At 63.5% G+C, this 23977-nt stretch carries 22 protein-coding genes and 2 pseudogenes; 7 read left to right on the top strand and 17 right to left on the bottom strand.

Going from position 1 to position 23977, the window contains the following annotated elements:
• Window positions 1-11: 11 nt before the first annotated feature.
• The 11 genes from atpD to ACSHXH_RS18095 form a co-directional block, all read right to left on the bottom strand.
• A complete protein-coding gene (gene atpD / locus ACSHXH_RS18145; RefSeq protein WP_435673213.1) occupies window positions 12-1448 on the bottom strand; it encodes a F0F1 ATP synthase subunit beta in 1437 nt (478 codons plus the stop codon).
• A gap of 23 nt (window positions 1449-1471) precedes the next feature.
• A complete protein-coding gene (locus tag ACSHXH_RS18140) occupies window positions 1472-1894 on the bottom strand; it encodes an SDR family oxidoreductase (RefSeq protein WP_435673212.1) in 423 nt (140 codons plus the stop codon).
• A 33-nt stretch (window positions 1895-1927) separates the two neighbouring features.
• On the bottom strand, window positions 1928-2491 hold the full coding sequence (locus ACSHXH_RS18135; protein WP_435673211.1) for an HdeD family acid-resistance protein: 564 nt from the start codon (window positions 2489-2491) through the stop codon (window positions 1928-1930).
• Window positions 2484-3422 carry a carbamate kinase gene (gene arcC / locus ACSHXH_RS18130; protein WP_435673210.1) on the bottom strand — a complete coding sequence of 313 codons (939 nt, stop codon included), beginning with the start codon at window positions 3420-3422 and terminating at the stop codon, window positions 2484-2486. The genes ACSHXH_RS18135 and arcC overlap by 8 nt, the downstream gene beginning before the upstream one ends.
• A gap of 3 nt (window positions 3423-3425) precedes the next feature.
• Complete coding sequence (argF, locus tag ACSHXH_RS18125) at window positions 3426-4427, bottom strand: ornithine carbamoyltransferase (RefSeq protein WP_435673209.1); 1002 nt, start codon at window positions 4425-4427, stop codon at window positions 3426-3428.
• 11 nt (window positions 4428-4438) lie between these two features.
• Window positions 4439-5623: an arginine deiminase gene (locus tag ACSHXH_RS18120; RefSeq protein WP_435673208.1), complete on the bottom strand. Its 1185-nt coding sequence runs from the start codon at window positions 5621-5623 to the stop codon at window positions 4439-4441.
• A 16-nt stretch (window positions 5624-5639) separates the two neighbouring features.
• Complete coding sequence (locus tag ACSHXH_RS18115) at window positions 5640-7088, bottom strand: YfcC family protein (protein ID WP_435673207.1); 1449 nt, start codon at window positions 7086-7088, stop codon at window positions 5640-5642.
• 362 nt (window positions 7089-7450) lie between these two features.
• Complete coding sequence (locus tag ACSHXH_RS18110) at window positions 7451-7816, bottom strand: chaperone modulator CbpM (RefSeq protein ID WP_435673206.1); 366 nt, start codon at window positions 7814-7816, stop codon at window positions 7451-7453.
• Complete coding sequence (locus tag ACSHXH_RS18105; protein ID WP_435673205.1) at window positions 7816-8748, bottom strand: DnaJ C-terminal domain-containing protein; 933 nt, start codon at window positions 8746-8748, stop codon at window positions 7816-7818. The genes ACSHXH_RS18110 and ACSHXH_RS18105 overlap by 1 nt, the downstream gene beginning before the upstream one ends.
• Complete coding sequence (gene ftsH / locus ACSHXH_RS18100) at window positions 8741-10588, bottom strand: ATP-dependent zinc metalloprotease FtsH (RefSeq protein WP_435673204.1); 1848 nt, start codon at window positions 10586-10588, stop codon at window positions 8741-8743. Before ftsH ends, ACSHXH_RS18105 begins: the two co-directional genes overlap by 8 nt.
• A 92-nt stretch (window positions 10589-10680) precedes the next feature.
• Window positions 10681-12267: an AAA family ATPase gene (locus tag ACSHXH_RS18095; RefSeq protein ID WP_435673203.1), complete on the bottom strand. Its 1587-nt coding sequence runs from the start codon at window positions 12265-12267 to the stop codon at window positions 10681-10683.
• Between the two features lie 190 nt (window positions 12268-12457).
• Here ACSHXH_RS18095 and ACSHXH_RS18090 point away from each other — a divergent pair, with 190 nt between their 5' ends.
• The 3 genes from ACSHXH_RS18090 (at window position 12458) to ACSHXH_RS18080 (ending at window position 15284) form a co-directional block, all read left to right on the top strand.
• Window positions 12458-12841, top strand: coding sequence for a DUF883 family protein (locus ACSHXH_RS18090; RefSeq protein ID WP_435673202.1), 384 nt, complete (start codon window positions 12458-12460; stop codon window positions 12839-12841).
• An 8-nt stretch (window positions 12842-12849) separates the two neighbouring features.
• On the top strand, window positions 12850-13284 hold the full coding sequence (locus ACSHXH_RS18085) for a hypothetical protein (protein WP_435673201.1): 435 nt from the start codon (window positions 12850-12852) through the stop codon (window positions 13282-13284).
• A 125-nt stretch (window positions 13285-13409) separates the two neighbouring features.
• Window positions 13410-15284, top strand: coding sequence for an SLC13 family permease (locus ACSHXH_RS18080; protein ID WP_435673200.1), 1875 nt, complete (start codon window positions 13410-13412; stop codon window positions 15282-15284).
• Between the two features lie 74 nt (window positions 15285-15358).
• Here ACSHXH_RS18080 and ACSHXH_RS18075 read toward each other — a convergent pair.
• Window positions 15359-15535 (bottom strand): annotated as a pseudogene (locus ACSHXH_RS18075) (metal ABC transporter permease); the annotation flags it as partial.
• A 101-nt stretch (window positions 15536-15636) separates the two neighbouring features.
• Window positions 15637-16635, bottom strand: coding sequence for a hypothetical protein (locus tag ACSHXH_RS18070; protein WP_435673199.1), 999 nt, complete (start codon window positions 16633-16635; stop codon window positions 15637-15639).
• A gap of 403 nt (window positions 16636-17038) precedes the next feature.
• Here ACSHXH_RS18070 and ACSHXH_RS18065 point away from each other — a divergent pair, with 403 nt between their 5' ends.
• From ACSHXH_RS18065 to ACSHXH_RS18055, 3 genes and pseudogenes are all read left to right on the top strand, one after another.
• Entirely contained in the window at window positions 17039-18430 is a 1392-nt protein-coding gene (locus ACSHXH_RS18065) for a Mu transposase C-terminal domain-containing protein (protein WP_435673214.1), read from the top strand.
• A pseudogene (locus ACSHXH_RS18060) lies at window positions 18318-19312 on the top strand (TniB family NTP-binding protein). Before ACSHXH_RS18065 ends, ACSHXH_RS18060 begins: the two are co-directional and overlap by 113 nt.
• Complete coding sequence (locus ACSHXH_RS18055; protein ID WP_435673198.1) at window positions 19309-20319, top strand: TniQ family protein; 1011 nt, start codon at window positions 19309-19311, stop codon at window positions 20317-20319. The pseudogene ACSHXH_RS18060 and the gene ACSHXH_RS18055 overlap by 4 nt, the downstream one beginning before the upstream one ends.
• A 16-nt stretch (window positions 20320-20335) precedes the next feature.
• On the opposite strand, the gene scpB is transcribed toward ACSHXH_RS18055, so the two are convergent.
• From scpB to ACSHXH_RS18035, 4 genes are all read right to left on the bottom strand, one after another.
• Entirely contained in the window at window positions 20336-20932 is a 597-nt protein-coding gene (scpB, locus tag ACSHXH_RS18050; RefSeq protein WP_435673197.1) for an SMC-Scp complex subunit ScpB, read from the bottom strand.
• Window positions 20933-20935: 3 nt separating this feature from the next.
• Window positions 20936-21820 (bottom strand): DUF1403 family protein, encoded by an 885-nt coding sequence (locus tag ACSHXH_RS18045; RefSeq protein WP_435673196.1) that lies wholly within the window; start codon window positions 21818-21820, stop codon window positions 20936-20938.
• A 322-nt stretch (window positions 21821-22142) separates the two neighbouring features.
• The gene (locus tag ACSHXH_RS18040) at window positions 22143-22511 is read right to left on the bottom strand and encodes a type II toxin-antitoxin system VapC family toxin (RefSeq protein WP_435673195.1); all 369 of its coding nucleotides are present in this window, start codon (window positions 22509-22511) and stop codon (window positions 22143-22145) included.
• Entirely contained in the window at window positions 22512-22751 is a 240-nt protein-coding gene (locus ACSHXH_RS18035; RefSeq protein ID WP_435673194.1) for a type II toxin-antitoxin system Phd/YefM family antitoxin, read from the bottom strand.
• Window positions 22752-22794: 43 nt separating this feature from the next.
• On the opposite strand from ACSHXH_RS18035, the gene ACSHXH_RS18030 reads away from it, so the two are divergent.
• Window positions 22795-23820 carry a tyrosine-type recombinase/integrase gene (locus tag ACSHXH_RS18030; RefSeq protein WP_435673193.1) on the top strand — a complete coding sequence of 342 codons (1026 nt, stop codon included), beginning with the start codon at window positions 22795-22797 and terminating at the stop codon, window positions 23818-23820.
• The last annotated feature ends 157 nt before the right edge of the window (window positions 23821-23977 follow it).

The raw sequence follows: 23977 nt of genomic DNA, 5'->3' as shown, positions 1-23977 counted from the left end.
AAATCTCATATTTAAGGGCAAAGGGTGGCCGTTGATTTCGTTGGATTTCTCATCTCACATTTAAGGGATACGCGACACGTGGTTTTCGACAGGATCGTCTCGCAACCGTCCAGCGTGTCGGCGATCGGCACCAGCTTGCCGGACGTGCCCGCCGCAGCCCCTACCGTATAGAACGGCTGGGTCAGGAACCGCTCCAGCCGGCGGGCGCGGGCGACCACGGCGCGGTCATGGGCCGAGAGCTCCTCGATGCCCAACATGGCGATGATATCGCGCAGATCCTCGTATTCGGCCAGGGTCCGGCGCACGCCGCGCGCGATGTCGTAATGCCGCTGGCCCACTATGTTGGGGGTCAACATGACCGAGGTGGAGGCCAACGGATCGAGCGCGGGATAGAGCCCCTCGCTCGCCCGCTTGCGCGACAAGACGACCGAGGCCGACAGGTGCGAGAAGATATGGGCCGCCGCCGGGTCGGTGAAATCATCGGCAGGCACATAGACCGCCTGAATCGACGTGATCGCCCCCTTGCGGGTCGACGCAATGCGCTCCTGAAGTGCTGCCAGTTCCGTGGCCAGCGTCGGCTGATAGCCCACGCGCGAGGGCATCCGCCCCAGAAGGCCCGACACTTCGGAGCCCGCCTGCACGAAGCGGAAGATATTGTCGATCAGCAGCAGCACGTCCTGCTCGCGCTCGTCGCGGAAATACTCCGCCATGGTCAGCGCCGAATGGCCCACCAGAAAGCGCACGCCGGGAGGCTCGTTCATCTGACCGAACAGCATGACCATCTGGTCGCGCACGCCCGCCTCGCCCATCTCGCGCCAGAGCTCCTCGGCCTCGCGCGACCGCTCGCCAATGCCGCAAAACAGGCTGACGCCGTCGTGATGCTCGACCGTGTTGTGGATCAACTCGCTGAGCAGCACCGTCTTGCCCACGCCCGCGCCCCCAAAGAGACCCGTCTTGCCGCCACGTTCGATGGGCGCCAGAAGGTCGATGGCCTTGATCCCCGTCTCCAGCACCTCGGCGCGCAGCACCCGGTCCGACAGGGGCGGCGGGGCGCGGTGAATAGGGTGGCGGGCCGTGGCTTCGGGGGCGGGCAGGCCATCAAGCGGATCGCCGAAGACATTGAGCATCCGGCCCAGCACAGCCTCCCCGACTGGCACCTCGATCCCGGTGCCGGCGCCCGACGCGGTGCCCGCATCCCTGCCAGATCCGGTGACGGTCGCGCGCGTGCCAAGGCCCCTGCCCCGCGTCGTGCCGAGCGCGATACAACGCACCACGCCCTGCCCCAAGATCGAGGCCACCTCCATCGCCACCTCCCCCGCCATCACTAGAGCCTGTATGCGCGGCACAACGCCGCGAAACGCCACATCCACGACACCGCCGCGAATGGCCACGATGATGCCATCCGTTTCGGGCGCGGCATTGGCCGATATGTCCTGATCCCGCGCCATATGCGGTGTCTCCCCAACCATGCTCAGCCTGCGGCCATGCCGCCATCGACCGGATATTGCGCACCGGTGATGAAGGCGGCCTCATCCGAGGCGAGAAACGCGCCGCGCACGTTGACCGCCATGACGCGGTCGAAATCCGCCACCGTCTGATCGACCAGCGGGGCGACCTTGCCCTCGATGCCTGCATTGGTGAAATACACGTCGATGCGCCCGAAGCGGTCCACCGTCTCGCGCACATATCGCTGCGTGTCGTCCGAGGAGGAGACATCCGCCGCGATGGTCAGGGCGTGGCCTTTGAGGTCGGTGCCGGCCCGTCCGAGGGTCTCATTGTCGAGATCGACCAGAACGACCGACGCGCCCTCGTCCGGAAACAGCCGGGCGGTCTCAAAGCCGATCCTGGCCGCACCGCCGGTGATCAACGCGATCTTGTGTTGCAAACGGGGCATGGCGTGTCTCCTTTCAATGGTGCAACGTGCCGGTCAGACGCGGGTTTCGATCATCCGGCCAAGCTTGCGCAGGTGGACGGCCAGAAAGACAAACAAAAGCCCGAGAGCCACGGCATAGATGCCGATGATCCACGCAATCGTAATCAGCCCGGCCTTGGGCAACGCGATCAACAGGCCGCCGAAGAGGATCGAGAGCAGCCCGCTGGCGATCAGGACCCATTCGCCGGTGATCTCGTGGCGGATCTGAAAGGCCAGAATGACCCGCAAAAGCCCGCCGACAACCGCCCATGCCGCGATGAACATCAACAGCACCAGCACCGTGATCCCCGGCCAGAACAACGTCAGCAGGCCGATGGCGATCCCGAGGACCGCGTCCAGAACCAAAGGCCAGACCCGGCCCAGACGATCCCGGTAGCGCACCGCATCCACCAGGCCGAAAACACCATCGACCAGGACATAGACACCGAAGATCACAACCAGAACCGAAAGTGTCAGCGCGGGCCAGCCGAACGCCATCACACCAAAGGCGATGGCGGCCAGGCCGCGCAGCAGGAAGATCCACCAGCTGCGTTGCAGGTAATCGAGCATGTCAGTCATGTCCCGATGCGTCCTTTCCGGGGGCGTTCGCGATCAGCCGGGTTCCCGCGCGCCCCTCCAGAATGTCGGTGGCCTGATCCAGCCGACCGATGCCCGCCACACCGCCAGAGGCGGCAAACCCCGCCGCCGCGACCATCTTGGGGCCCATCGAGCCCGCAGGCAGATCGAGCGCCAAGGCCTCGTCCGGGGTCAGGCTGGCGATGCGTGCCTGATCTTTGGTGCCGAAATCACGATAGACCGCGTCCACATCCGTCAGCAAAAGCAGCGCGTCCGCGCCCAGGTCTTTGGCCAGAAGGGCGCTGGCTGCGTCCTTGTCGATCACGGCCTCGACGCCGACGAGGCTGCCATCGGGCCGCCGCAGCACCGGAATGCCGCCCCCGCCGGTGCAGATCACGATCACGCCCTGATCCAGAAGCAGCTTGAGCACCCGCGTATCGGGGATTTCGAGCGGCGCGGGCGAAGGCACCACCCGGCGCCATTTGTCACCGTCTTGCGCGATAGACCAGCCCGCGGCACGGGCACGGCTCTCGGCCTCGTCGCGGGTATAGACCGGACCGATGAACTTGGTCGGATTCTGAAAGGCCAGGTCCGTGTCCGCGACCACGACCTGCGTCAGCATCGTGGCGACGGCGTGCTCATGATCCAGCGCATTCTCCAGCTCCTGCTCGATCATGTAGCCGATCATGCCACCGGTCTCGGCCCCCAGAACGTCCAGCGGAAAGGCCTCGTCGGGCCTGTAGGCAGCGCCTTGCAGCGACAAAAGCCCGACCTGCGGCCCGTTGCCATGGGTGATCACCAGCCGGTGCCCCGCGCGCACGATCCGCGCCAGCGCCTTGGCGGCCTTGCGGACATTGGCGCGCTGGTTTTGCGCCGTGAGAGGCTGACCGCGTTCAAGCAGCGCATTGCCCCCGAGAGCTGCGACGACCAGCATGGCCTAGCCCCCCAGCGTGGCGACAAGAACCGCCTTGATCGTGTGCATCCGGTTTTCCGCCTGATCGAAGACGATGGAGGCGGGGCTTTCGAACACCTCGTCGGTGACCTCCATCGCGTCGATGCCGAACTGGTCATGGATGTCGCGGCCCACGTCGGTGTCGGTGTTGTGGAAGGCGGGCAGGCAATGCATGAACCGCGCGCGCGGATTGCCAGTTTTGGCCATCACATCCGCGTTGACCTGATAGGGCATCAACAGCTTGATCCGCTCGGCCCATTTCTCCGCTGGCTCACCCATAGATACCCAGACGTCGGTGTAGACGAAATCCGCGCCCTTCACGCCTACGTCCACATCCTCGGTAAGCGTAATGCGCGCGCCGGTGTCCTTGGCAATCGCCTGTGACTCGGCCTGAATGGACTGGTTGGGCCAAAGGCTTTTGGGTGCACACAGACGCACATCCATGCCCATCTTGGCCCCCCCCAGCAACAGGCTGAAGCCCATATTGTTGGCCGCATCGCCCATGTAGCAATAGGCCACCTCGCGCAGGGGTTTTTCGGCGTGTTCCTGCATGGTGAGGAAATCCGCGAGGATCTGCGTGGGGTGAAACTCGTCCGTGAGGCCATTGTAGACCGGCACGCCGGACCAGTCGGCCAGCTCCTGCACGATCTCCTGCCCGAAGCCGCGATATTCAATCGCGTCATAGACCCTGCCCAGCACGCGGGCGGTGTCCTTCACGGTTTCCTTGCCCCCTATATGGGTGCCCGAGGGGCCGAGGTAGGTGACGGTCGCGCCCTGATCATGGGCCGCCACCTCAAAGCCGACACGGGTGCGGGTGCTGTCCTTCTCGAAGATCAGCGCGATCTCCTTGCCGCGCAATGTCGCGACTTCGGTGCCCGCATATTTCGCCGATTTGAGATCCGCAGACAGTTTCAGCAAGAAGCCGATCTCCTCGGGGGTGAAATCCCGAAGCGTCAGGAAATGACGGTTTTTCAGATTGAAAGCCATGGAATCTCTCCTTAAATCGCGTCGCGGATGGTTGGGCAGGACATGCAGCGGCTGCCGCCACGGCCCCGGCCCAGCGCGGCGTTGGTGTCATCGTTGCGGTCGTAGCCCATGACCACGCCGGGGCGCAGGGCCAGCACGTTGTTGCCGTCGTTCCATTGCTCGCGCGCCTGCTCGAACGGATCGGAACCGCCTGTGGGCACGACATTGAGCTTCTTGAAGCCCATGACATCGGCCACCACGTCGAACATGGGCCGTGTATCGTGGCGCATATCCAGCGGCTTGCCCCCCTCTCCGGGGTGCAGATCATAACAAGTCATCTCGTCGGCCACTTCCTTGAACGCGGTGACGACATCGCCGCCGCAGAAGGTAAAGACTGTGTCCAGATGCATCGCCGCGCGCAGCTTGGGCATCTGGCAGGCGACCACACGCTCGGCGCGGCCCTGATCGAACAGCGCCTGCGCCATCAGGCCAACCGCCTGGGGCGACGTCCGCTCGCCCATGCCAACCAGAACCACGCCGTTGCCGACGGGCATCTGATCGCCGCCCTCCAGCGTGGCGAGGCCATAATCCTTGTCAGGATCGCCCCAGATCACATCGACCTGGCCCTTGAACTTGGGGTGGTGCTTATAGATCGCGGCGGTCAGCAGCGTCTCGGGGCGGCGCGCCTGCCAATACATCGGATTGAGCGTGACACCGCCGTAGATCCAGGCCGAGTTGTCGCGGGTAAAGAGGAAGTTGGGCAGCGGCGGCAGGATAAACCCATGCTTGCCCAGATAAGCGCCCAGCATGCTTTCCGTGTCGAACGGCACATCTGCCACGGTCAGACCGCCGATGAGGAATTTGGACAATTCCGTGCCGGGCAGTTCGTCCATCCACTCGCGCAGCGCGCGCTCCATGCCGACACCCACGTGAATGGCCGCGATACGGTGGTCCAGCACCCATTTGCGCGCTTCTTTGATCTCCAGCGTTTCGGCCAGAAGCTCGCCGGTTTCCAGAACCTCGACGCCTTCACCCGTCATGGCCGCACCAAAGGCATCGTGATCCTTTTTCGCCTGCTTGACCCAGAACACATCGTCAAACAGCAGCTCATCGCAATTGTCCGGGGTCAGGCGGCGATGCGCCAGACCGGGGCGACAGACGATGACCTGCCGCAGTTTGCCAGTTTCCGAGTGAACACCAAGTTTTTGGTCGGACATGAATTTTCCTTTTCGATCAGAGAATTGCAGCAATGCTGAGGGCCGCCGAGATGAACACCAGCAGGATCAGCATCAAGGGCCAGATGAAGACAAGCCAGCGGTCGTAGCCGACCCGCCCAATGGCCAGCCCGCCGATCACGACGGCGAAGGTCGGGTTGATCAGGTTCACCAGACCGTTGGCCGATTGATAGGCCGTCACGACCAGATCGCGCCCGACGCCCGCGAAATCCGCCAGCGGGGCCAGAATGGGCATCGACAGAACGGCAAGGCCCGACGAGGACGGCACAAAAAAGCTCATCCCGATCTCGATCCAGAACATCAGGTTTATGAACGCCAGATCGCCAAGCCCGCCCAGCGATTGCTCGGCGCTGAACAGGATCGTGTCGGCGATCAGGCCTTGCTCCATGATCACGACGATCCCGCGCGCCAGCCCAACGACCAGCGCCACGCCCAGAAGATCGCGTGCGCCATCGACGAAACTGCCGGTCAGCTTTTTCTCGCCAAGCCGCCCGATGATGCCGATCACAATGGCCGCGAAGAGGAACAACGCACCCATGCGCGCCATCCACCACCCTTGCGTGGCCACGCCCCAGATCATGACGCCGAAGGTGGCCGCAAAGAGCACCAGAATGATCTTTTGCGTGCCGGTCAGGCTGTCGTCCACCTCGCCAGCTTCCGTGTCGGCCAGAAACAGCTGGCGATGTGCGGCGGCCTGTTTGGAGACAACTGAGCGTGACGGGTCTTTCTTGACCCGGCTGGCATAGCGCATCACATAGGCTGCACAGATCGTGAGCCCGCCCAGCAGAATAATCACGCGCAGCACGATCCCATCGGTAAACGGAATACCCGCCGCGTCGGACGCGATGACCGTGGCGAACGGGTTGATCGTGGACCCCAGAGTGCCGATGCCCGCGCCGATCAGGATGATCGCCACCCCCGTGACCGCATCATACCCCGCGACGATCATCACCGGGATCAGGATCGCGTAGAAGGCCAGCGTTTCCTCGGCCATGCCATAGGTCGTGCCGCCAAGGGCAAAGAGAGACATCATGATCGGGATCATCCAGATCTCGCGCCCCTTCATCCCGGCCATCGCGGTTCGGATACCGGTATCAATGGAGCCGGTGGCATTCACCACGCCCAGAAAGCCACCCAGCAGCAAAACGAACAGCGCAACGTCGATGGCATTGGCGACGTAGCTGTCAGGATCATAAAATCCGGCGATGGGCGCCAGCATCACATCGACAAACCCTTGCGGGTTCGGCTCGACTTCGCTGTAGGTTCCGGCGACGGCAATCTCGCGGCCGACCTCCTCGCTCATCACACGCTCGTATTGTCTCGCCGGGATGAACCAGGTCAGCACGGCCACAAAAATGATCAGCCCGAAAAGAATGGTATAAGCGGTTGGAAATCGCGAAGACAGATCTTGTTCGGGGTCTGGTGTCGCTTGTGTCTCGTCAGCCATGGGAATCCTCCCTCTAATGTAAAGCGTCTTGCCTTACACCCCTATCTGGCTCCTGATTGCGTGCATTAACCGGCGTTAAGACCAAGATTTCGCTTGAGGTATGGATGTCCGGAGGCGTGTTTGACGGGTGACGGCATCTGTCGGAATCTGCCGGGACATGCCCTGACTGAACCCGGCGCCCATGACGGGACGCGGGCAGGATGCGCGTGCCCGCCAATGCCGCCGCGAACACCAGTTTCGATGGGCACGGCCCACGCGGCCGGGCACGGCCTGACAAGGCTGGCAGGACCAGACCGGCAGGGTCGCCTCTGCATGAACGGGCGCAGGTCAGGTCAGGTGATGTGAGGTCCGGGCATCGCCGCTCAGGATGTGCCCGATCCTTGATTGGCGTTCTGCTCGCCATCCTGCTTCGAGGCTTTGTAGGCCGAGACGATAGCCTGCCGGACCTCGGCGGACTGCGCATCGACTGCCCCGGCCAGATCCCGCAGGTCCCGGCGCAGCCCATGCAGCTGATCCAGCAGCGACAGAACCACGGGCACCGCATCGACGGGCAGCGCCATCTCCTTGCGCAGGTCGCAGACAAGCCGGATGCGCGCCACATCCAGATCGTCGAAGACCGGTCCGCCCCTGGTCTCCGCGGGTCTGACCCAGCCCTCGCGCACCCAAAGCCTGAGTTCGCGCAGCTCCACCCGCTCGATCCGCGCGACGACATCGCGTTCAGTCAACATCACAGATCCCTCCACAGTGTCGCGCGCGGGTCATCGTCCACATGCTCCCGCCATTGCCGCGCGATCGCCTCCATTTCCGCGTCGATCTTGCGCGGAGTGACGATTTTCAGCCGCACATGCTGATCGCCCTGTGCCCCTTTGGCAGGCTTGATGCCCCGTCCCTTCAGGCGCAGACGCTGCCCCGAGGTGGCCCCTGCGGGAATGCTCATCGAGACCTTGCCCGACAGGGTCGGCACCTCGATTTTCGCGCCCAGAACCGCCTCGTCGAAGCCGATCGGCACCTCCACTTCAATGTCAAAGCCGTCGCGGGTGAAGACCTTGTGGGGGCTCACCGCGATCTCGACATAGGCATCGCCCGCCGGGCCGCCGCCAAACCCTGGCTGACCCTTGCCCCGCAGGCGCAGGGTCTGACCGTCGCGCACACCTGCCGGAATGCTCAGGTCGATGGCACTGCCATCCGGCAGGGGCACGGCCCGTTTCGCCCCCGTGGCCGCATCCATGAAGCTGACTTGCAGATGATAGCGCGCATCGCCACCGCGCGCAGCAAACCCCTGCGCGCGGCCGGTTCTGGCCTGTGCGCGCGCGCCGAAAAGGTCGGAAAACACATCCGAAAGGTCTTCGAAATCGCCATGTCCCGCAGATGACGCATAGCGCCCCTGCGGATCCGCATGCGCATGTTCGCGGTAATACTGCCGTTGCGGGCGTTCCTGTCCGCTTGCGTCGATCTCGCCCGCGTCAAAGCGTTTGCGTTTATCGGGATCACCGATGATGTCGTTGGCCGCCGACACGGCCTGAAACTCCGCCACCTTGGTCTTGTCGCCAGGATGCAGATCAGGATGCAGGGACTTGGCCAGCTTGCGGTAGGCCTTTTTGATTTCAGCCTGAGAGGCGTCTTTGGCGACGCCCAGAACCTTGTATGGATCTTCACTCATTCATTGCGACTTTCGGGGTGGGGTTTGCAGCCACGCGCAGACCCTTCGCCAGATCCTGCAGAGCGGCCTCGTCCAGTGTTTCCACCTCCAGCAAGCGCTGGGCGGCCCTGTCAAGAATATCGCGATTGGCGGCCAGGATGTCCAGTGCCTGCCCGGATACGTCCTCCAATACCTTTCGCACGGCATTGTCCATCGCCTCGGCCGTGGCCTCGCTGTAGCTGCGCTCGATATAGCGGGGGGCCTGTCCTTGCAGAAAACTGCTTTGCTGGGTCTCGTAGCTCACACTTCCAAGCTCCGCGTCCATGCCGTATCGCGCTACCATGGAGCGCGCGATATCGGTGGCGCGGGCCAGATCATCGGCGGCCCCGGTGGACAGGTGATCAAACACCAGCTTTTCCGCCGCACGCCCGCCCATCAGCACCGCGATCTTGTCGCGCAGCTCTCCTTGCGTCATCAGGAACCTGTCCTCGGTCGGACGCTGGATCGTGTATCCGAGCGCGCCGATGCCGCGTGGAATGATCGACACCTTGTGGACCCTGTCCACCCCGGGCAGCGCCATGAACACCAGCGCATGACCCATCTCGTGATAGGCCACGATCTTGCGTTCGCGCGGGTTGATCAGGCGGTTGCGCTTTTCCAGCCCCGCGACGATGCGCTCAATGGCGTGGGTGAAATCGTCCATCGTCACGACCTTGCCGCGCCGCCGTGTGGCCAGCAATGCCGCCTCGTTGACCAGATTGGCGAGGTCGGCCCCGGAAAATCCGGTGGTAAGGGCTGCGATGTCATCCAGTTCGATATCCTGCGCCAGCACGATCTTTTTCATGTGGACCTTCAGGATCTGCACGCGGCCCTTGCGGTCGGGCCGGTCCACCAGCACCTGCCGGTCGAACCGGCCCGCGCGCAAGAGCGCCGGGTCGAGGATTTCGGGCCGGTTGGTCGCCGAGAGAAGAACGACCCCCTCGCTGGGATCGAAGCCGTCCAGCTCGGACAGAAGCTGGTTCAAGGTCTGCTCCCACTCGTCATTGCCGCCTTGGATATTGCCCGCGCCACGCGCCCGGCCCAGGGCATCCAGCTCATCAATGAAGATGATCGCCGGAGCCGCCTCCCGCACCTGTTCAAACAGGTCACGCACGCGCGCGGCACCCACACCCACGAACATCTCGACGAATTCAGAGCCGGAGATGGAATAGAAGGGCACGCCCGCCTCGCCGGCCACGGCCCGCGCCAGCAGCGTCTTGCCCGTGCCCGGAGGGCCGACCAGCAAAATGCCCTTCGGCATGCGCGCCCCAAGACTGCCATAGCCTTTGGGGTCTTTCAGAAAATCAATGACCTCCTGCAACTCGGTCTTGGCCTCGTCCACGCCCGCGACATCGGCAAAAGTCACCTTCGTGTCGCTTTCGACATAGACCTTGGCCTTGCTCTTGCCGACGGACATCATGCCGCCGATACCCTGACCACCGCCCATCCTGCGGATCGCGAACATCCATATGCCGACGAAGAACAGCGCGGGCAGCACCCAGGACAAAAGCGTGGTGAACCAGGTGTTTTCAACCGCACCCGAATACGTCACGCCGGTGTCGTTCAGCCGGTCAGCCAGATCGGGCATCACAGGTGTCGTCACAAAGCCGGTCTTGCCGTCCTGCGGGGTTCTGAACGTGCCTCTGATCGTGGTGCTGCCGATGACGACCTCCTCGACCACCCGGTCCGCCAGATAGGTCTCGAACTGGCTATAGGGGATCGCTTCGATGGTGCGGCTCTGGACCCACAGATCGCGGATGAGGACAACGCCCATCACCGCGATGAGAACATACCAAATGTTGATTTGATTGCTGCGGTTCATGGGCGGTCTCCATTGGATAGAGGGGGTGGGCAGAGGTGTCTCATATCCCGCGCGTGGGCGTTTGATGCGCGCAGGCTGGCGTGTTGTGTGGATCACCTTGCATGGCGATGCTCCGTGTCTTGTGGACCGGATGGGCCGGGTTTGCGGGGGCGGTTCAGAAAGGCCAGGACCCGTGCAATCGTCTCATCCGGGCTGCCGGAGGCATCAATCCGCGCCCATGATGCCGGGGCATGGGTCTGTCTGGCCTGCTGCCCTACGACCGCCGCATCCGCGTCGGATGCATCCCCGTGGCGCGCGCTGACCCGCGTTTCAAGAACCGCCGTCTCCGCGACAAGCCAGAAGCCGGTGAAGCGGGCGCCTGCCTCCCGGGCAAGCGCGGGAAGGCACGCGCGCTCGTCCTCGCCCCGCCATGTGGCATCCAGAACCACGCAATGCCCGCCCGACAGAACCGCGCGCGCCTTGTCGCGCATGATGGCGTAGACCTGCGCGCTGGCCTCGGGCCCATAGGCCGGGGGCGGCAGGGGGGTGAGCGGTGCGACGCCAAACAGCTTCTTGCGCTCCAGATCGCTGCGCAGATGCACGGCGCCGGGGGCAGCGCCGATCAGGGGGGCAAGTGCTGCGGCCAGAACCGTCTTGCCCGTGCCCGACAGCCCGCCGATTGCGATCAGGTGCGCAGGCGCGGGATCGAGACAGGCCAGCGCCTCGGCCAGATAGGCGCGGGCCTCGGGCAGGCGAGTCATGTCATCGGGATCGAGCCGGGCGGCCTGCACGCCGACCATGGCCCGGATCGCGGCGCGCATGCTTACAAAGAGCGGCAAGAGCGACAGGGCGGCATGATGATCGCCGGTGCGGGACTGCATCAGATAGCTGTTCAGCACGATGTTCGCCGCCCGGTCCAGCCCCTTGTGACGCAAATCCATCAGCAGAAACGCAAGATCATAAAGCACATCGCAGGTGCCGAGCGTCTCGTTGAATTCCAGCGCATCGAACGGCGTCGGCACACCCTCCAGCAAGACGATGTTGCGCAGATGCAGATCGCCGTGGCAGCGCCGGACGTGACCGGCCTGCCCGCGCGCATCGAGCGTGGTCCACAGGGTGGCGAAAGTGCGCTCCAGGCCCGCGCGATACCGCGCAACCGGCGCGCGCCCCAACGCGTCGTGCATGGTGGCGAAGGCGGTGTTCAGTTCATCGACAATGGCATGGATCAAATCCGCGCCGGACGTGTGCCCGCGTGGGTCCGCGTTCTCGTGATACGCGGCGATCGTCTCGCCCAGCCGTGCCGCCATGGCGTCGTCCAGCGCCCCACGTTCGGCCACCTTGTCCAACGCATCGGCCGTGTCGAAGCGGTGCATCCGCAGCACCCATTCCACCACGTCGCCCGTGCCATCCAGATGCAGATGCCCGTCCGCGTCCTGTGTCACGGCGATCACATCGCGGTAGATCGACGGCGCCGCTGGTGCATTCAGCTCCAACTCACGCCTCAGCATGTCGTGGCGTTTTTGCAGGCTTGAAAAATCAAGGTAATCATAGCGCACGTCGCGCTTGATCTTGTAGGCGGCAGCACCGCTCAGAAACACGATGGCCCCATGGGTGCGAATGACATCGACCGGAGCGCGCTCAGGCAGGTTCTTGCCATCCGACAGGAATGAAATCACCCGTGCTTGAGACTGCTCGCCCATCTGAACCCCTTGTTATCAAGCCCGCGCCGTCCAGCGCGGGCGTCGCATACGCCTTTCGAACAGATGCTCACGCTAGAGCAGGTCGGCACGAGGCACGTTGATCCTTGTTAATGAACCCACTCAGGCGGGATGGTGAAATGCGGGTTGTGACGTGGCTGCGACATGAGTGTTCGCGGCGTCACGCACGGACATGTCAAACAAAGACATCAAAAGGAGAACCCAAATGGCCACGAGCGCTAAAGACACCGAATCGAACAGCAAACAGCCGATTGCCGATTATGAAAAAGAGATCAGGGCCGAAATGGCCGAGATCAGAACCGATCTCGCGGCGCTGACCAAGGCCTTGGGCAAATACGGCAAGGCGCGTGTGGACGGTTTGCAGGACGACGCGAGCGATCTGACCGAAGAAATGATTGCCGAGTCGCGCCGCGCCGTCAAAAAACTGGGCAAGCAGGTATCGCGCCTCGAAAAAGATCTGGAATCCAACGTTCGTGAGAACCCGCTTCAGTGGCTCCTCGGCGCGATGGGGGTCGGGTTGGTGATCACGATGCTGATGCGCCGCAACCACGACTGAGCCCCGGTATGTCAAACCGGTCCAGCGGTATCACGTCGACCCTGCGCGCAGCCGTTTCCGAACGGCTGCGCTCGGCGGGGGGCAATGTGGCCATCCTCGGGGCCGTGGCCCTGCTTGGCCTGACGGTGTGGGTTGTCTGCATCGCGGGGTTGGTGGCGTTGCTTGCGCCGATCTGGGGGGGTGCGGCAGCCCTGTTTTCCGTGGCCCTGCTGATTGCCGTGATCGGGCTGGTTCTGCTGATCGTTCTGGACCGGCGGACAAGGGCGCAACGCGCACGCGCCGCCTTGCGTCAGGCCGAAGCGCGCAGCACGGGCCAGGCCGCACTTCTTGCGGCGCTGCCCGGTTTGCTGCGCCGCCGGTCCGGCGCGTTGGTGATCGTTTCGGGAATTGCGGTCGGTGCGATGATCGCCGCCGCGTTGCAGCACGAAGAGGGGGGCGAGTAGCACGCATCGCCACCGGCACTCATCGGCACCCGCAGCCACTCACCGGCACCTGCCGCACGCATGTCCGTTGCCCCCCTCATCCAATCTTGCGATAGTGCAGCGACCTCAGCAGGAAAACTGATCCGATGACCCTCCCACAGAGCCTGCTCTTCGCTGTTCTTGCCGCCATGATGGCGCTGTTTTTGTGGGGGCGGTTCCGGCATGACGTCGTGGCGCTCGCTGCGCTCATGGCCTGCGTGATCGCCGGGCTGGTTCCGGCCCCCGAGGCCTTTGCCGGGTTCGGTCACCCGGCGGTGATCACCGTGGCCTGCGTTCTGGTGCTCAGTCAGGGGTTGCACAATACCGGTGCCGTCGATTGGCTGGCGCGCAGCCTGTTGCCGCGCGATGCCGGGCGACTGGTCAGTATGCTCGCGTTGATGGGGCTGGGCGCGATCATGTCCGGGTTCATGAACAACGTGGGCGCGATGGCGCTTTTGATGCCGATTGCCGTGCAATTGTCCGACCGGCTGAAGCTGACGCCGGGGCAGGTTCTGATGCCGCTTGCCTTTGGCACGATCCTGGGCGGGATGACGACGCTGGTGGGCACGCCGCCCAATCTGATCGTGTCGGGCTTTCGCGAGGAGGCGGGGCTGGGCGCGTTCGGTATGTTCGACTTCGCCCCCGTGGGCGTGGCAGTTGCCGTGCTTGGCGTGATCTTCACCGCCACCATCGGCTGGCGGCTGGTGCCGGCGCGGGTATCGACCATGGGCGACGGCTTCGAGACCGGCACATACATGACCGAGGTGCGTGTCCCCGCCAAGAGCAAGGCCATCGGCCTGACCCTGCGCCGCTTTGAAACTGGCATCAAGGATAGCGGCGCACAGATCACGGGCCTTGTGCGCAACGAGGTGCGCATCACCGCCCCGCATGGCGGGCGGCTTATCCGCGAGGGGGATATTCTGGCGCTGAACACCGATGTGGACGGATTGGCCGAAGCCTTGTCGGTCTTCGACATCACGCTGGAAGAGCAAGAGCGGCCCGCGGAAAAAGACGCCGAACAGGACGAGACCGCCGCCCCCGAGAGCGCGCAGGACACCGACGATGCGGAGGGCGGAAAAGAGAAAGAGAAAGATAAAGACGCCGAGGATGGCAAGGACCGCGACGAGGATATCATCCTGCGCGAACTGGTCGTTTTGCCGGGCTCGAATATCGTCGGGCGCTCGGCCAGCGATCTGCGGTTGCGCACGCGCTACGGGATCAATCTGCTGGCCGTATCGCGACAGGGCAAGCCGCCACGGTCGCGGCTGCGCAAGCTCAAGCTGAAATCCGGTGATCTTTTGATGATGCAGGGCCCCGCCGAGATGCTGGCGGACTTCATCAGCGACACCCGCTGCGTGCCGCTGGGAGAGCGCGAATTGCGGATCCCCGACAAGCGCATGGCGATCATCGCGGGGGCGATCATGCTGGGGGCGATCGGCCTCGTGACACTCGGGCTGCTGCCTGCCGCCGTGGCCTTCGTGCTCGGGGTTCTGGCCTCGATGCTGCTGCGCACCGTGCCGCCGCGTCAGATCTATACCTCGATAGACTGGCCGGTGATCGTCCTGCTGGCGGCCCTGATCCCGGTTGCGGGCGCGATGCAGACCACGGGTGCCGCCGATCTGCTGGCGCGGTTTCTGGTCGAGACCATCGCGCAGGGCAATGCCATCGCGGCATTGGCCGTGGTCCTGATCACCGCCATGTTCCTGTCGGACGTGATGAACAACGCCGCCACGGCCGCCGTCCTGTGCCCCATCGCCATCGGCATTGCCGCCGCCCTTGGCGTCAATCCGGACAGTTTTCTCATGGCGGTGGCGATTGGCGCGTCCTGCGCCTTTCTCACCCCCATCGGGCATCAGAACAACACGCTGATCCTTGGCCCGGGCGGGTTCCGATTTGGCGATTACTGGCGGTTGGGCCTGCCGCTCGAAGTGCTGGTGGTTGTCGTCAGCATGCCATTGCTGTTGGTCGTCTGGCCGCTTTGAGGCGGAGGCCCGCACTGGCGGACCCCTCTGGGAGGGGGCGGACCCCGATACGGCACAGGCCCCGCGCGCCGGGTTCAGGACGCGGGCCTGATGCTCTTGATGATGCTGGTCGTGGCGAAAATGATCGCGGCCACGCAAACGATGGAGGGACCGGCGGGCGTATCGAAGACATAGGCGGCGCGCAGGCCGACGATAGCCGACAGACCGCCGATCATTGCGGCGACAAGGGCCATGCCCTCGGGCGTGCGACTCTCGACTACCGGGAGCGACTTTTCCCCAACCTGTTCGCTGACGGGGATCTGCCTGAATAATAGAAGAGGATATGCTGGAGGCATAAATATTGCTGTGGTTTTCAGTTGGTGGCGCACCACATCCGATACCGCCCCTGCCCGGTCACCTCGCGGATCAGGCCTCGCGTTTCCATCCAGGCGAGGTTGCGCTGGATGGCGGCGCGGCTGGCACCGGTCAGGGTCTCGGCCATTGGAGCGGAGACGACGGGCCATTCGGTCAGCACCGCGCGCAATGTTGGTGGCGTCTTCCCAGAGAGCGGGGCCATCATGGTTTCCGCCCGCGCTGACCATGCCTGGATATCGTCGAGGTGCCGCATCGCGGTCAGGCATGCTGTTTCCATTCCCTCGAGCCAACGCTCCAAGCGCTCAGCCGGTGGGCCACTGGCGCGCAGTCCCCCTGCCCCGCGTACAGCCAGAGGCGCAAAGATGGCCCCCCCATTCGAATTCGGGCCTTCGCTGGCGGCGATGCGCGCGGCGGTGACTGCCGCTTCCATTCGATCGCCCTGCTGCCCAAGGCCCGCGAGGCTCCAAAAGTGAAAGCCCACGCAGGCGCGGGTTATCGGGTGAAGATCGGCGACTTGCGCCATCAGGTCGAGCCAACCGCCCGCGCGATCCCCGAAGGGCTCGGCTTCATCTGCCATGTTCTCGGGATCGCGGCGATCGAGGAAGGCAGACAGGTCCACCTCTGGGCCTGGCCCTCCTGTCAGACGGCGCACCGCCCATCCGACCCGCGCAAGCGCCGTTGTGTCGTCGTGTACCCCACACAGTCGCATGGAGATCCAGAGCGCCAGCCGATCCGGGCCGATGCGGTCACCCGCGAACCAGCTAAGGTCGGCAGCCTCGATCAGGGCAAGCCTGTGCCGCCAGCCTTCCGGGCCGCGCTTCAGCCGGTCGTCCAGCGCGCCGACGCGACCGGCCACACGCGCAAGACGCGCGGCATGAGCCGCCTCTGCCTTCCGCCAATCGTCGAGGGCTTCGGCTTCACGCGGTTCGGCCCGTGGTCCCGGCGGCAAATAATCCGGCTCCTCTTCCATGGGACCGGGCAGGAACCAATGTCGCATTTTCTTTACCATTTCAGCACATGATTATTACGTGATCTCTGGAAGATACCACGATATCGCACACCATTTTTCAGCTAAGGGCTTCAATTTTGGTTCCGTATTTCAGCAAGTGGCCACCCTGTTGGCGCACGGCCCAGCCGGTCTCGAAAGTTTCATATCGATGACGTCTGGCGGAGGGCATGTCTCGGATGAAGCGTGGTCCAAGGCAACGCGGATCGCGCGTGAGCTGGACCGGATTCTTGACGGAGCGGCGCCAGTGCGGGAGGCAGTGGTACGCGCGGCGTCCGAGCTGCGGCTCTCAACTCGCCAAGTCTACAACTATCTGGCGCGGTATCGAGAAGAGCGCAGGGTATCGTCCCTGCTGGCGCAAACGAGTAAAACAAGGAAACCAAGGGTCAGCCCCGTGGTCGAGAGCATCATCGCTTTGACCCTGCGGGAGATGTGGCTGTGCCTGGAGCAGCCGGACCTTGCACCGATCGTCGAAGAGATCCGCGCCCGCTGCGCAGAGGAAGGGCATGCTCCGCCCGCCTATGTCACTGTCGCCCGGCGTATCCCCATTCTGTTCGCCCCGGAAGAAATTGCCCGCCGCCGCCTGTCAGATAGTAAACACCTGCACCGGCTGAAGCCGCGACCGGGCTATATCCGGGCTAACCACGCGCTCGACGTTGTCCAGATCGATCACACGCCGGCAGACATCCAGTTTGTCGAGGTGATTGATGACTACGGCGTCTTCGTTGGTCGCCCCTATCTGACCATCGCTGCAGATGTGGCCACGAGCGCGATCATCGGCTTCTGCCTGACCCTCGAGCGGCCGTCACGACTGTCTGTGGCGCTTTGTCTTGCGCACGCGATGTGCTGCAAGATTGACTGGCTGGCAGAACGCGGCATCGATCATGCGTGGTCGATGCATGGTCGCCCGAAGCAGATCGTCGTCGATTCCGCCAAGGAATTCCAGAGCAGCACCTTCAGCAGAGGATGCGCGGACTATGGCATTGCCATACGCATGCGCAACAAGGGCACCGTGCATCGGGGCGGGGTCGTCGAACGCCTGCTGGGGAAAGTGAACACGGCGCTACGCGCCTTGCCCGGCAAGACGGGGCGTTCCATCGCGGATCGGGGCGACTATGCCTCGGAAGCGCGGGCACGGCTCAGCTTCGCGGATCTTGAACGCTGCATCGCGCTCGCGATCATCGACCACAACCTGAGCCAGAATGCGCGCAAGCTGACCGTTCCGGCGAAAGAGTGGGAAGATCGGTTCCAGCCGAAGGACCGACCGATCGATGCACCTGTCGATGTGCTGCTCAATTTCCTGCCGCGCAAGACGCGGAAGATTTCACCTCAGGGCATCAGTCTCTTCGCCATCGACTATTTCGAGCCCTGGCTTGGCCCGCTGGTTGCGCGTCGTGACCGGCTGGAGCCGCTCGATCTGTGCTATGATCCTCGCGACATCAGCCATGTCTACGTCAAGGATCCGGATACGCAGGCCTGGCGGCCGGTCAGGCGACGGGACGGACTGGCCGAGCCGATCACGCTTTGGCAGCACCAGGCGGATCGACAGCAGTGGCGTGAAATCCAGCGGCGCCCTGTGCAGGAGGCATCAGCCATCCGACGCGAAATCGCCGCAACTGTTGCCGCCGCCAAAACCCCGAAAAGCCGGTTGAAGGAGATGACCCGCGCCCGGCATGCCACCGAGGCAAAGAAGCCTTATGCCGACTTCGCTGCGCCTTCCGCCTCGGCCCAGGCAAAGCTCGACCCGGATCGTCTGCGGCGGGTCTTCCCTGTCGAGGATTGGTAAGGTGCCGGACCACCTCATGCCCGCCATAGTGCCGCTCTTGCAGGCCGATGACGCAGTGCGGATTGCCCATGTTCGCGCGCCGCGCTGGATCAGTCATCCGGCCGCCGGCGCGGCGCATGACGCAATGCGACTGCTGCTTGAGCGACCGCCATCCCTGCGCCCACGCGGTTTGCTGCTTGCCGGTTCCTACCACAACGGCAAAACCATGATCGCCGAACGCTTCGCCGTCGAACATCTGCGTGCCGCCGACCAGCAAAAGGTGTGGGTGATCCAGACCCGGGAAGGTGCAGGGCTGTCGCATTTCTATGCCAGCATCCTGTCCGGATTGCGCGCACCACAAGCCGCTGGCTGGCGCAGCCTGTCCCGCGCCGGCGATCAGGTGGATCATCTTCTGGAGCGCCTGAAGCCGCGCCTTTTGATATTCGACAGTTCCACAGCGCATTGCGCGGGCGGCGCCAGGATGTGAAGGCCATCTTCTCGTTCTTGCGGCGGATCGCACGGGTGCATGACATCTCACCCGTCCTTGTCGGCGAAATCGCGATCTACGATGCGGTGCATGACACGGACGAAATGGGCTCACGTTTCGATACGATCCCCATTCCACGATGGGCGTATGACGAGCAGTTCGCGACGCTTCTCGACAGCCTGGAAGCCAGTCTGCCGCTCGCCGAAGCCTCCGATCTGTCGCGCGAACCCTTGGCGAAGATCATCCATGATCTGTCAGAGGGGCTGATCGGCGAGGTTGTCGAGATCGTCGCCCGGGCCGCAGTTGCGGCAATCTCGCGCGGTGAGGACCGGATCACGGGCGCAACCCTGTCAGACCTCGGCTATGTGCCTCTCTCGCGGCGCCGCAATTCCACTTTGCGTCACGAGATGACATGAGGCTTGGGCCGACCGGGATCTCCGTCACACCTGCAGAGCGGTATGAAAGTGCGGCGGGAAGCCGTTGGCCGATCGGCATTATGCCCGCACCTGGTGAACTTCTGTCGAGTTGGCTGCACCGCCTCGCTTACGCCAACGGCGTACCTCCCCGCTATTTCGGTGCGCTTCTCGGAGCGCCGGGTGAGAACTGGTCGGCACGGCTTGATCGGGCGTTGCCCGATCGCATCCTGCGGCTTTTGGAGGAGCATACCCACATACCCTTGGAAGACATCGCGGCTCTGACCGTTGCTCCCGACCCTTTGGCCGGGCTGCGTTTGCCCCTGCGGCCAGGGTCTCAGCAGACCTGCGCACCCGGGAGGCAGGTTACCTGGCTGCAATTCTGTCCGGCTTGTCTGGCAGAAGACGAAACGCCCTATTTTCGCCGAGGCTGGAGCTTGGCCACACGAGTCTCTTGCGCTCGCCACGGCTGCCGACTTCGGGACAGGTGCCCATCCTGCGGGCGCGGACTGGCTCCGTTCAGCCAGAAGCGTCTGGCGCCGCATCAGATCTGCGCCTTGTGCGGCGCGGCGCTCTGCAAACGCACCCGTCCTGCCGCTGATGCGGTTCAGCGCCTTGAGCGCCTGATCGACGATCTGCTTCGTTTGCATGCAGCAGGGCATCGGATGGCAGCGGGGCGATCACTGTCAGACCTGCTTGGATCCGCCTGCTTTCAATTTGGTAAACAGCGCATGTCCATCGCGCGCCTCCCTCATCGAGATCGCTATCATCTGTTTCGGCAATTGACGGAAGGGCGGTCGACGCCTTTCGGAACGCGAAGAAGTCCCGCGATCTCTTATTGGAAACGCGTCGCTCAGGCTGCGCCAGCTTGGAGCGGACTGGTCGCATCATTCAGCGATGCCGTCCTGCCTCGGCCCAAAGCTGGGCCTTGCCCCGCCACCGCTGGCCCGGATTTGGCGGATCTCGTTCAGGCGGCCGCGCGGCTTCATCAGAAGCGGCAAGCGCTGTAAGAATTCCCGGTGGATTTCAGGCGCGCGCGACCAGCCCGGCGTCATTCAGCTGTTCAGGATCTGGCAGGTCGCGCAAGTTCTCCAACCCGAAGGCCGCGAGAAACGCGTCTGTGGTCACAAAGGTGTAGGGGGCACCACGACGCGGCGCGCGCGGCCCAGTTCCAATCAGACCGTGCGCATGCAGCCGCCCGATCAGGTCCCGGCTGATCTCTTTGCCGAAGATATCCTTCAGCCCGTCGCGGGTGATCGGCTGGTGGTAGGCGATGGCCGCCAAAATCGCGACGTCGAACTCGTTCAGGTCCAGCAACTGGTCCCCGACATCCGCTGCGGCGCGGATCGCAGGCGCGTAAGCGGTCCGCGTCCGGAACATCCACCCCCCTGCGACCATGGCAATCTCGAACGCCCGCCCTTCCAGATCAGCGGCAAGGTCTTCCAACAGAAGATCAATCGAGGCCGCCTGCCCCACCACGCGCGCCAGATCCTCGCGCGCTACAGGCAAGGCAGAGGCAAACAGCACCGCCTCGATCCGCCGCATCCATTCGCGCCAGCGCAGCTCCTTCGGCAGGTTAGGCAATTCGCGGTCAAGCTCGGTGTCGGGTCCATCCTTGGCCATCGCTCAGACCCCGTAGAGCCGGAAGGTGTCGCGGCCAGTCAGTTCGCGCACCGCGCCGAGGTCAACCAGCCGGTCGCAGAGCCGCCGCGCAGCGCGATCCGGCAAAGGCAAGGCACCGGGCGCCACCGCGTCCTGTGTCAGGAAGACCTCGACCGCCTCCCCAGCCCCCTTGGCCCGAAGCTTTGGTGCAACCCCTTTCAAAAGCGCAGCCCGACGCGCGAGGTCGACAGCCAGACGCGTGGCCTCGACTGCGGATGCGGTCACAGCGCGATGACAGGCTAGGCGCAAATTCTGGCCCCGCTTGCGCAGGTCTGTGCGTTTCAAACCCGCGGCCAGCAGCGGCACGACATGATCCCAACCAAGCGCCTGGGCGAGGGCGGCGTCCGCGAGGATCAACGCCGGGACTTCGGCACGGGGTGCCTCCGTCAGGACAGCATCCAGCACCACCGCGGCACGGGTCAGCGGTGCCCCATTTCCCGCATCCAGCCACGTGGCGATCTGGCCCAGATCGACGGCCGGCAAGGCTCGACCCAGAGCCTTGACCGACACTGCCCGCTCCACCGCGCGCCGCCAGGCCAGGTAGGTTTCACCGGCCGGTCCTGGCAGATCGCCCGGGCGCAGAAGGTTCACCATGTCGCGCAATTCCCCCGCTCTCTCCGTCCGACCAGAAAGTGTCACGCAGGCCTCTGCGGCGCGTAGGGCCAGCCGCTCTCGCAACAAGGTCTGGGGCACCTCTTCGCGTCCCAGCACAAGATGAAGATGCCCGAGCGCCGCGCCCGACAAAAACGCAACATCTTCAAGGGTTTCGGACCGTGCGGAGGTGACCCAGGATGGCATCCGGGGTAACGTGTCGAGGCCGCTTTCGTGATCCTGTCGGGCAAATGTCATGCACAGAGCCTACACTTATGCGGCGCTTTCTGCCAGCGAATAGCGTAGTAACCGCCCCGGCTTTCCGTTCTCAGCAATGTCCAATAAGTTTGCATTATCGGATGTATAAAGATATGCTGCAAACATGGCCCGAAATTCACAATCCAATATCGGACTCGCCCGAAATCGGGGCTCTCGTCGCGCAAGTTCTTGTTTCATTCATGGACAAGGCTTTAGCTCAATCTCTGTACTCGTCCTGACACGATCACGAGCTTTGAGACGGACCGGTCCTGAGTCGGAATTCGTGAGACTGAGCGAACCGGGATTTATGAGACTGGGGCCGTCAGCCGAGAAGATCGACGTTATACGCCTTGAGCTTCGTGTCGGAGCTCGCAAGACGCAACCCCTCGCACCGGGCCTGCGCAACCAGCATCCGGTCAAACGGATCAGCGTGGTGCAACGGCAACGCTGCCGCAGCTTCCGCATGGGTCCAAGAGATCGGCAAGGGCCTGCAGCCCGCATCGACCGCGATCTCAAACAGATCGGCCGGCACGTCAAGCTTGCCGATGGCGCGCTTGATCCCGATCTCCCAGATACTCGCCGACGAAAGGTAAATTTCACCTCCGGAAATCGCCTGTGCCTGCGCTGTTGTGAGGCGCGGATCGTTCAGGACCGCCCAGAGGAGCACATGGGTGTCGAGCAGAACCCGCACTTAACGCCTCACGCTCTGCTCGAACATCTCTGCGATTTCGGCGTCACCTTCGAACATGTCATCCGGCAGCGCGAACTTGCCCTCCAGGGCGCCGATCAGGGGCCGTCCGACGGGACGATCCGCAGCAACGATCCGCGCGACGGGACGCCCGTAACGGGTCAGCTCAATGGCCTCCCCCGCCTCTGCGCGACGGATCAACTCGGCAAACTGGGCCTTAGCTTCTGCGATGGCGATCTGCATGGGCGTTTTCCTTTTCCCTCTGACCAACAAATAGGTCATCATCATGAATGATACAAGAGATCCGATCGCCCTTCCCGCGTCCGTTGCCGGTTCTGGAACTCTCGATCGCCTTATTGATACTGCCCGCGACTACGCCAAAGCCTCCACAGCCGAGAACACCAAAAAGGCTTATGCCGCCGATTGGAAACATTTCACCCGTTGGTGCCGGTTGAAAGGCACGGACCCCCTGCCCCCCTCATCCGAGATGATCGGGCTCTATCTGGCGGACCTGGCTGCACCAATTGGTAAAGCCCCGGCAATATCGGTGAGCACTATCGAACGGCGCCTCTCTGGGTTGGCCTGGCACTACCAACAACGTGGCTTCACCCTTGATCGCAAGGACCGCCACATCGCCACCGTTCTGGCCGGCATCAAGCGCAAACATGCCCGCCCGCCGGTGCAGAAAGAAGCCATCCTACGCGATGACATTCTCGCGATGGTCGCTTGCCTACCCCACGATCTGCGGGGACTGCGCGACCGGGCGATCCTGCTGCTGGGCTATGCGGGCGGATTGCGCCGGTCCGAGATTGTGGGCCTTGATGTCAACAAAGACGACACGCCAGATTCAGGCGGGTGGATCGAGATCATGGACGATGGCGTTCTTCTGACGCTCAATTCCAAAACCGGCTGGCGCGAGGTTGAGATTGGCAGTGGCTCGAGCGACCAAACCTGCCCGATGCATGCACTGGCGCAATGGCTGCACTTTGCCAAGATCGGTTTTGGGCCTGTCTTCGTGCGCATCTCGCGCGATGGGAAGCGTGCGCTGGAGGCACGGCTCAGCGACAAGCACGTCGCGCGTCTGATCAAACAGACAGTCCTTAAGAGCGGCATCCGTGCCGAGCTGCCTGAAAAAGAGCGCCTCGCATTGTTTTCCGGCCACTCCTTGCGCGCCGGGCTTGCCAGCTCGGCAGAAGTTGATGAACGCTATGTCCAGAAGCAGCTCGGGCATGCCTCAGCCGAGATGACCCGCCGCTACCAACGTCGCCGCGACCGGTTCCGGGTCAACTTGACGAAGGCAGCGGGGCTTTAGCTACAACCAATCGGTCGTTTATTAGTGATACATGAAACTGCAATAAGACTGTTTTGATGCCACTCATCGGTTATGCCCGCGTTGTCTAATCGCGGACTGTGGGTCAAGCACTTCTTCTCTTGAACGTCGCCATAAGGGCGGCGTTTTTTGTTTTCTA

Source organism: Marivita sp. (assembly GCF_051251565.1).
Taxonomy (GTDB): domain Bacteria; phylum Pseudomonadota; class Alphaproteobacteria; order Rhodobacterales; family Rhodobacteraceae; genus Marivita.
Note: the sequence above shows the minus strand (reverse complement) of the source record. Positions and strands in the feature narration are given on the sequence as shown.

Excerpts from the sequence above, each read along its gene's own strand:
- ACSHXH_RS18030 (WP_435673193.1), top strand. The coding sequence starts at position 22,795 with ATGAATGATACAAGAGATCCGATCGCCCTTCCCGCGTCCGTTGCCGGT.
- ACSHXH_RS18045 (WP_435673196.1), bottom strand. The coding sequence starts at position 21,820 with ATGACATTTGCCCGACAGGATCACGAAAGCGGCCTCGACACGTTACCC.
- ACSHXH_RS18110 (WP_435673206.1), bottom strand. The coding sequence starts at position 7,816 with ATGTTGACTGAACGCGATGTCGTCGCGCGGATCGAGCGGGTGGAGCTG.
- ACSHXH_RS18055 (WP_435673198.1), top strand. The coding sequence starts at position 19,309 with ATGAGGCTTGGGCCGACCGGGATCTCCGTCACACCTGCAGAGCGGTAT.
- ftsH (WP_435673204.1), bottom strand. The coding sequence starts at position 10,588 with ATGAACCGCAGCAATCAAATCAACATTTGGTATGTTCTCATCGCGGTG.
- ACSHXH_RS18080 (WP_435673200.1), top strand. The coding sequence starts at position 13,410 with ATGACCCTCCCACAGAGCCTGCTCTTCGCTGTTCTTGCCGCCATGATG.
- ACSHXH_RS18095 (WP_435673203.1), bottom strand. The coding sequence starts at position 12,267 with ATGGGCGAGCAGTCTCAAGCACGGGTGATTTCATTCCTGTCGGATGGC.
- ACSHXH_RS18115 (WP_435673207.1), bottom strand. The coding sequence starts at position 7,088 with ATGGCTGACGAGACACAAGCGACACCAGACCCCGAACAAGATCTGTCT.
- argF (WP_435673209.1), bottom strand. The coding sequence starts at position 4,427 with ATGGCTTTCAATCTGAAAAACCGTCATTTCCTGACGCTTCGGGATTTC.
- atpD (WP_435673213.1), bottom strand. The coding sequence starts at position 1,448 with ATGGCGCGGGATCAGGACATATCGGCCAATGCCGCGCCCGAAACGGAT.
- ACSHXH_RS18105 (WP_435673205.1), bottom strand. The coding sequence starts at position 8,748 with ATGAGTGAAGATCCATACAAGGTTCTGGGCGTCGCCAAAGACGCCTCT.
- ACSHXH_RS18120 (WP_435673208.1), bottom strand. The coding sequence starts at position 5,623 with ATGTCCGACCAAAAACTTGGTGTTCACTCGGAAACTGGCAAACTGCGG.
- ACSHXH_RS18140 (WP_435673212.1), bottom strand. The coding sequence starts at position 1,894 with ATGCCCCGTTTGCAACACAAGATCGCGTTGATCACCGGCGGTGCGGCC.
- ACSHXH_RS18035 (WP_435673194.1), bottom strand. The coding sequence starts at position 22,751 with ATGCAGATCGCCATCGCAGAAGCTAAGGCCCAGTTTGCCGAGTTGATC.
- ACSHXH_RS18085 (WP_435673201.1), top strand. The coding sequence starts at position 12,850 with ATGTCAAACCGGTCCAGCGGTATCACGTCGACCCTGCGCGCAGCCGTT.
- ACSHXH_RS18090 (WP_435673202.1), top strand. The coding sequence starts at position 12,458 with ATGTCAAACAAAGACATCAAAAGGAGAACCCAAATGGCCACGAGCGCT.
- ACSHXH_RS18135 (WP_435673211.1), bottom strand. The coding sequence starts at position 2,491 with ATGACTGACATGCTCGATTACCTGCAACGCAGCTGGTGGATCTTCCTG.
- ACSHXH_RS18070 (WP_435673199.1), bottom strand. The coding sequence starts at position 16,635 with ATGCGACATTGGTTCCTGCCCGGTCCCATGGAAGAGGAGCCGGATTAT.
- scpB (WP_435673197.1), bottom strand. The coding sequence starts at position 20,932 with ATGGCCAAGGATGGACCCGACACCGAGCTTGACCGCGAATTGCCTAAC.
- arcC (WP_435673210.1), bottom strand. The coding sequence starts at position 3,422 with ATGCTGGTCGTCGCAGCTCTCGGGGGCAATGCGCTGCTTGAACGCGGT.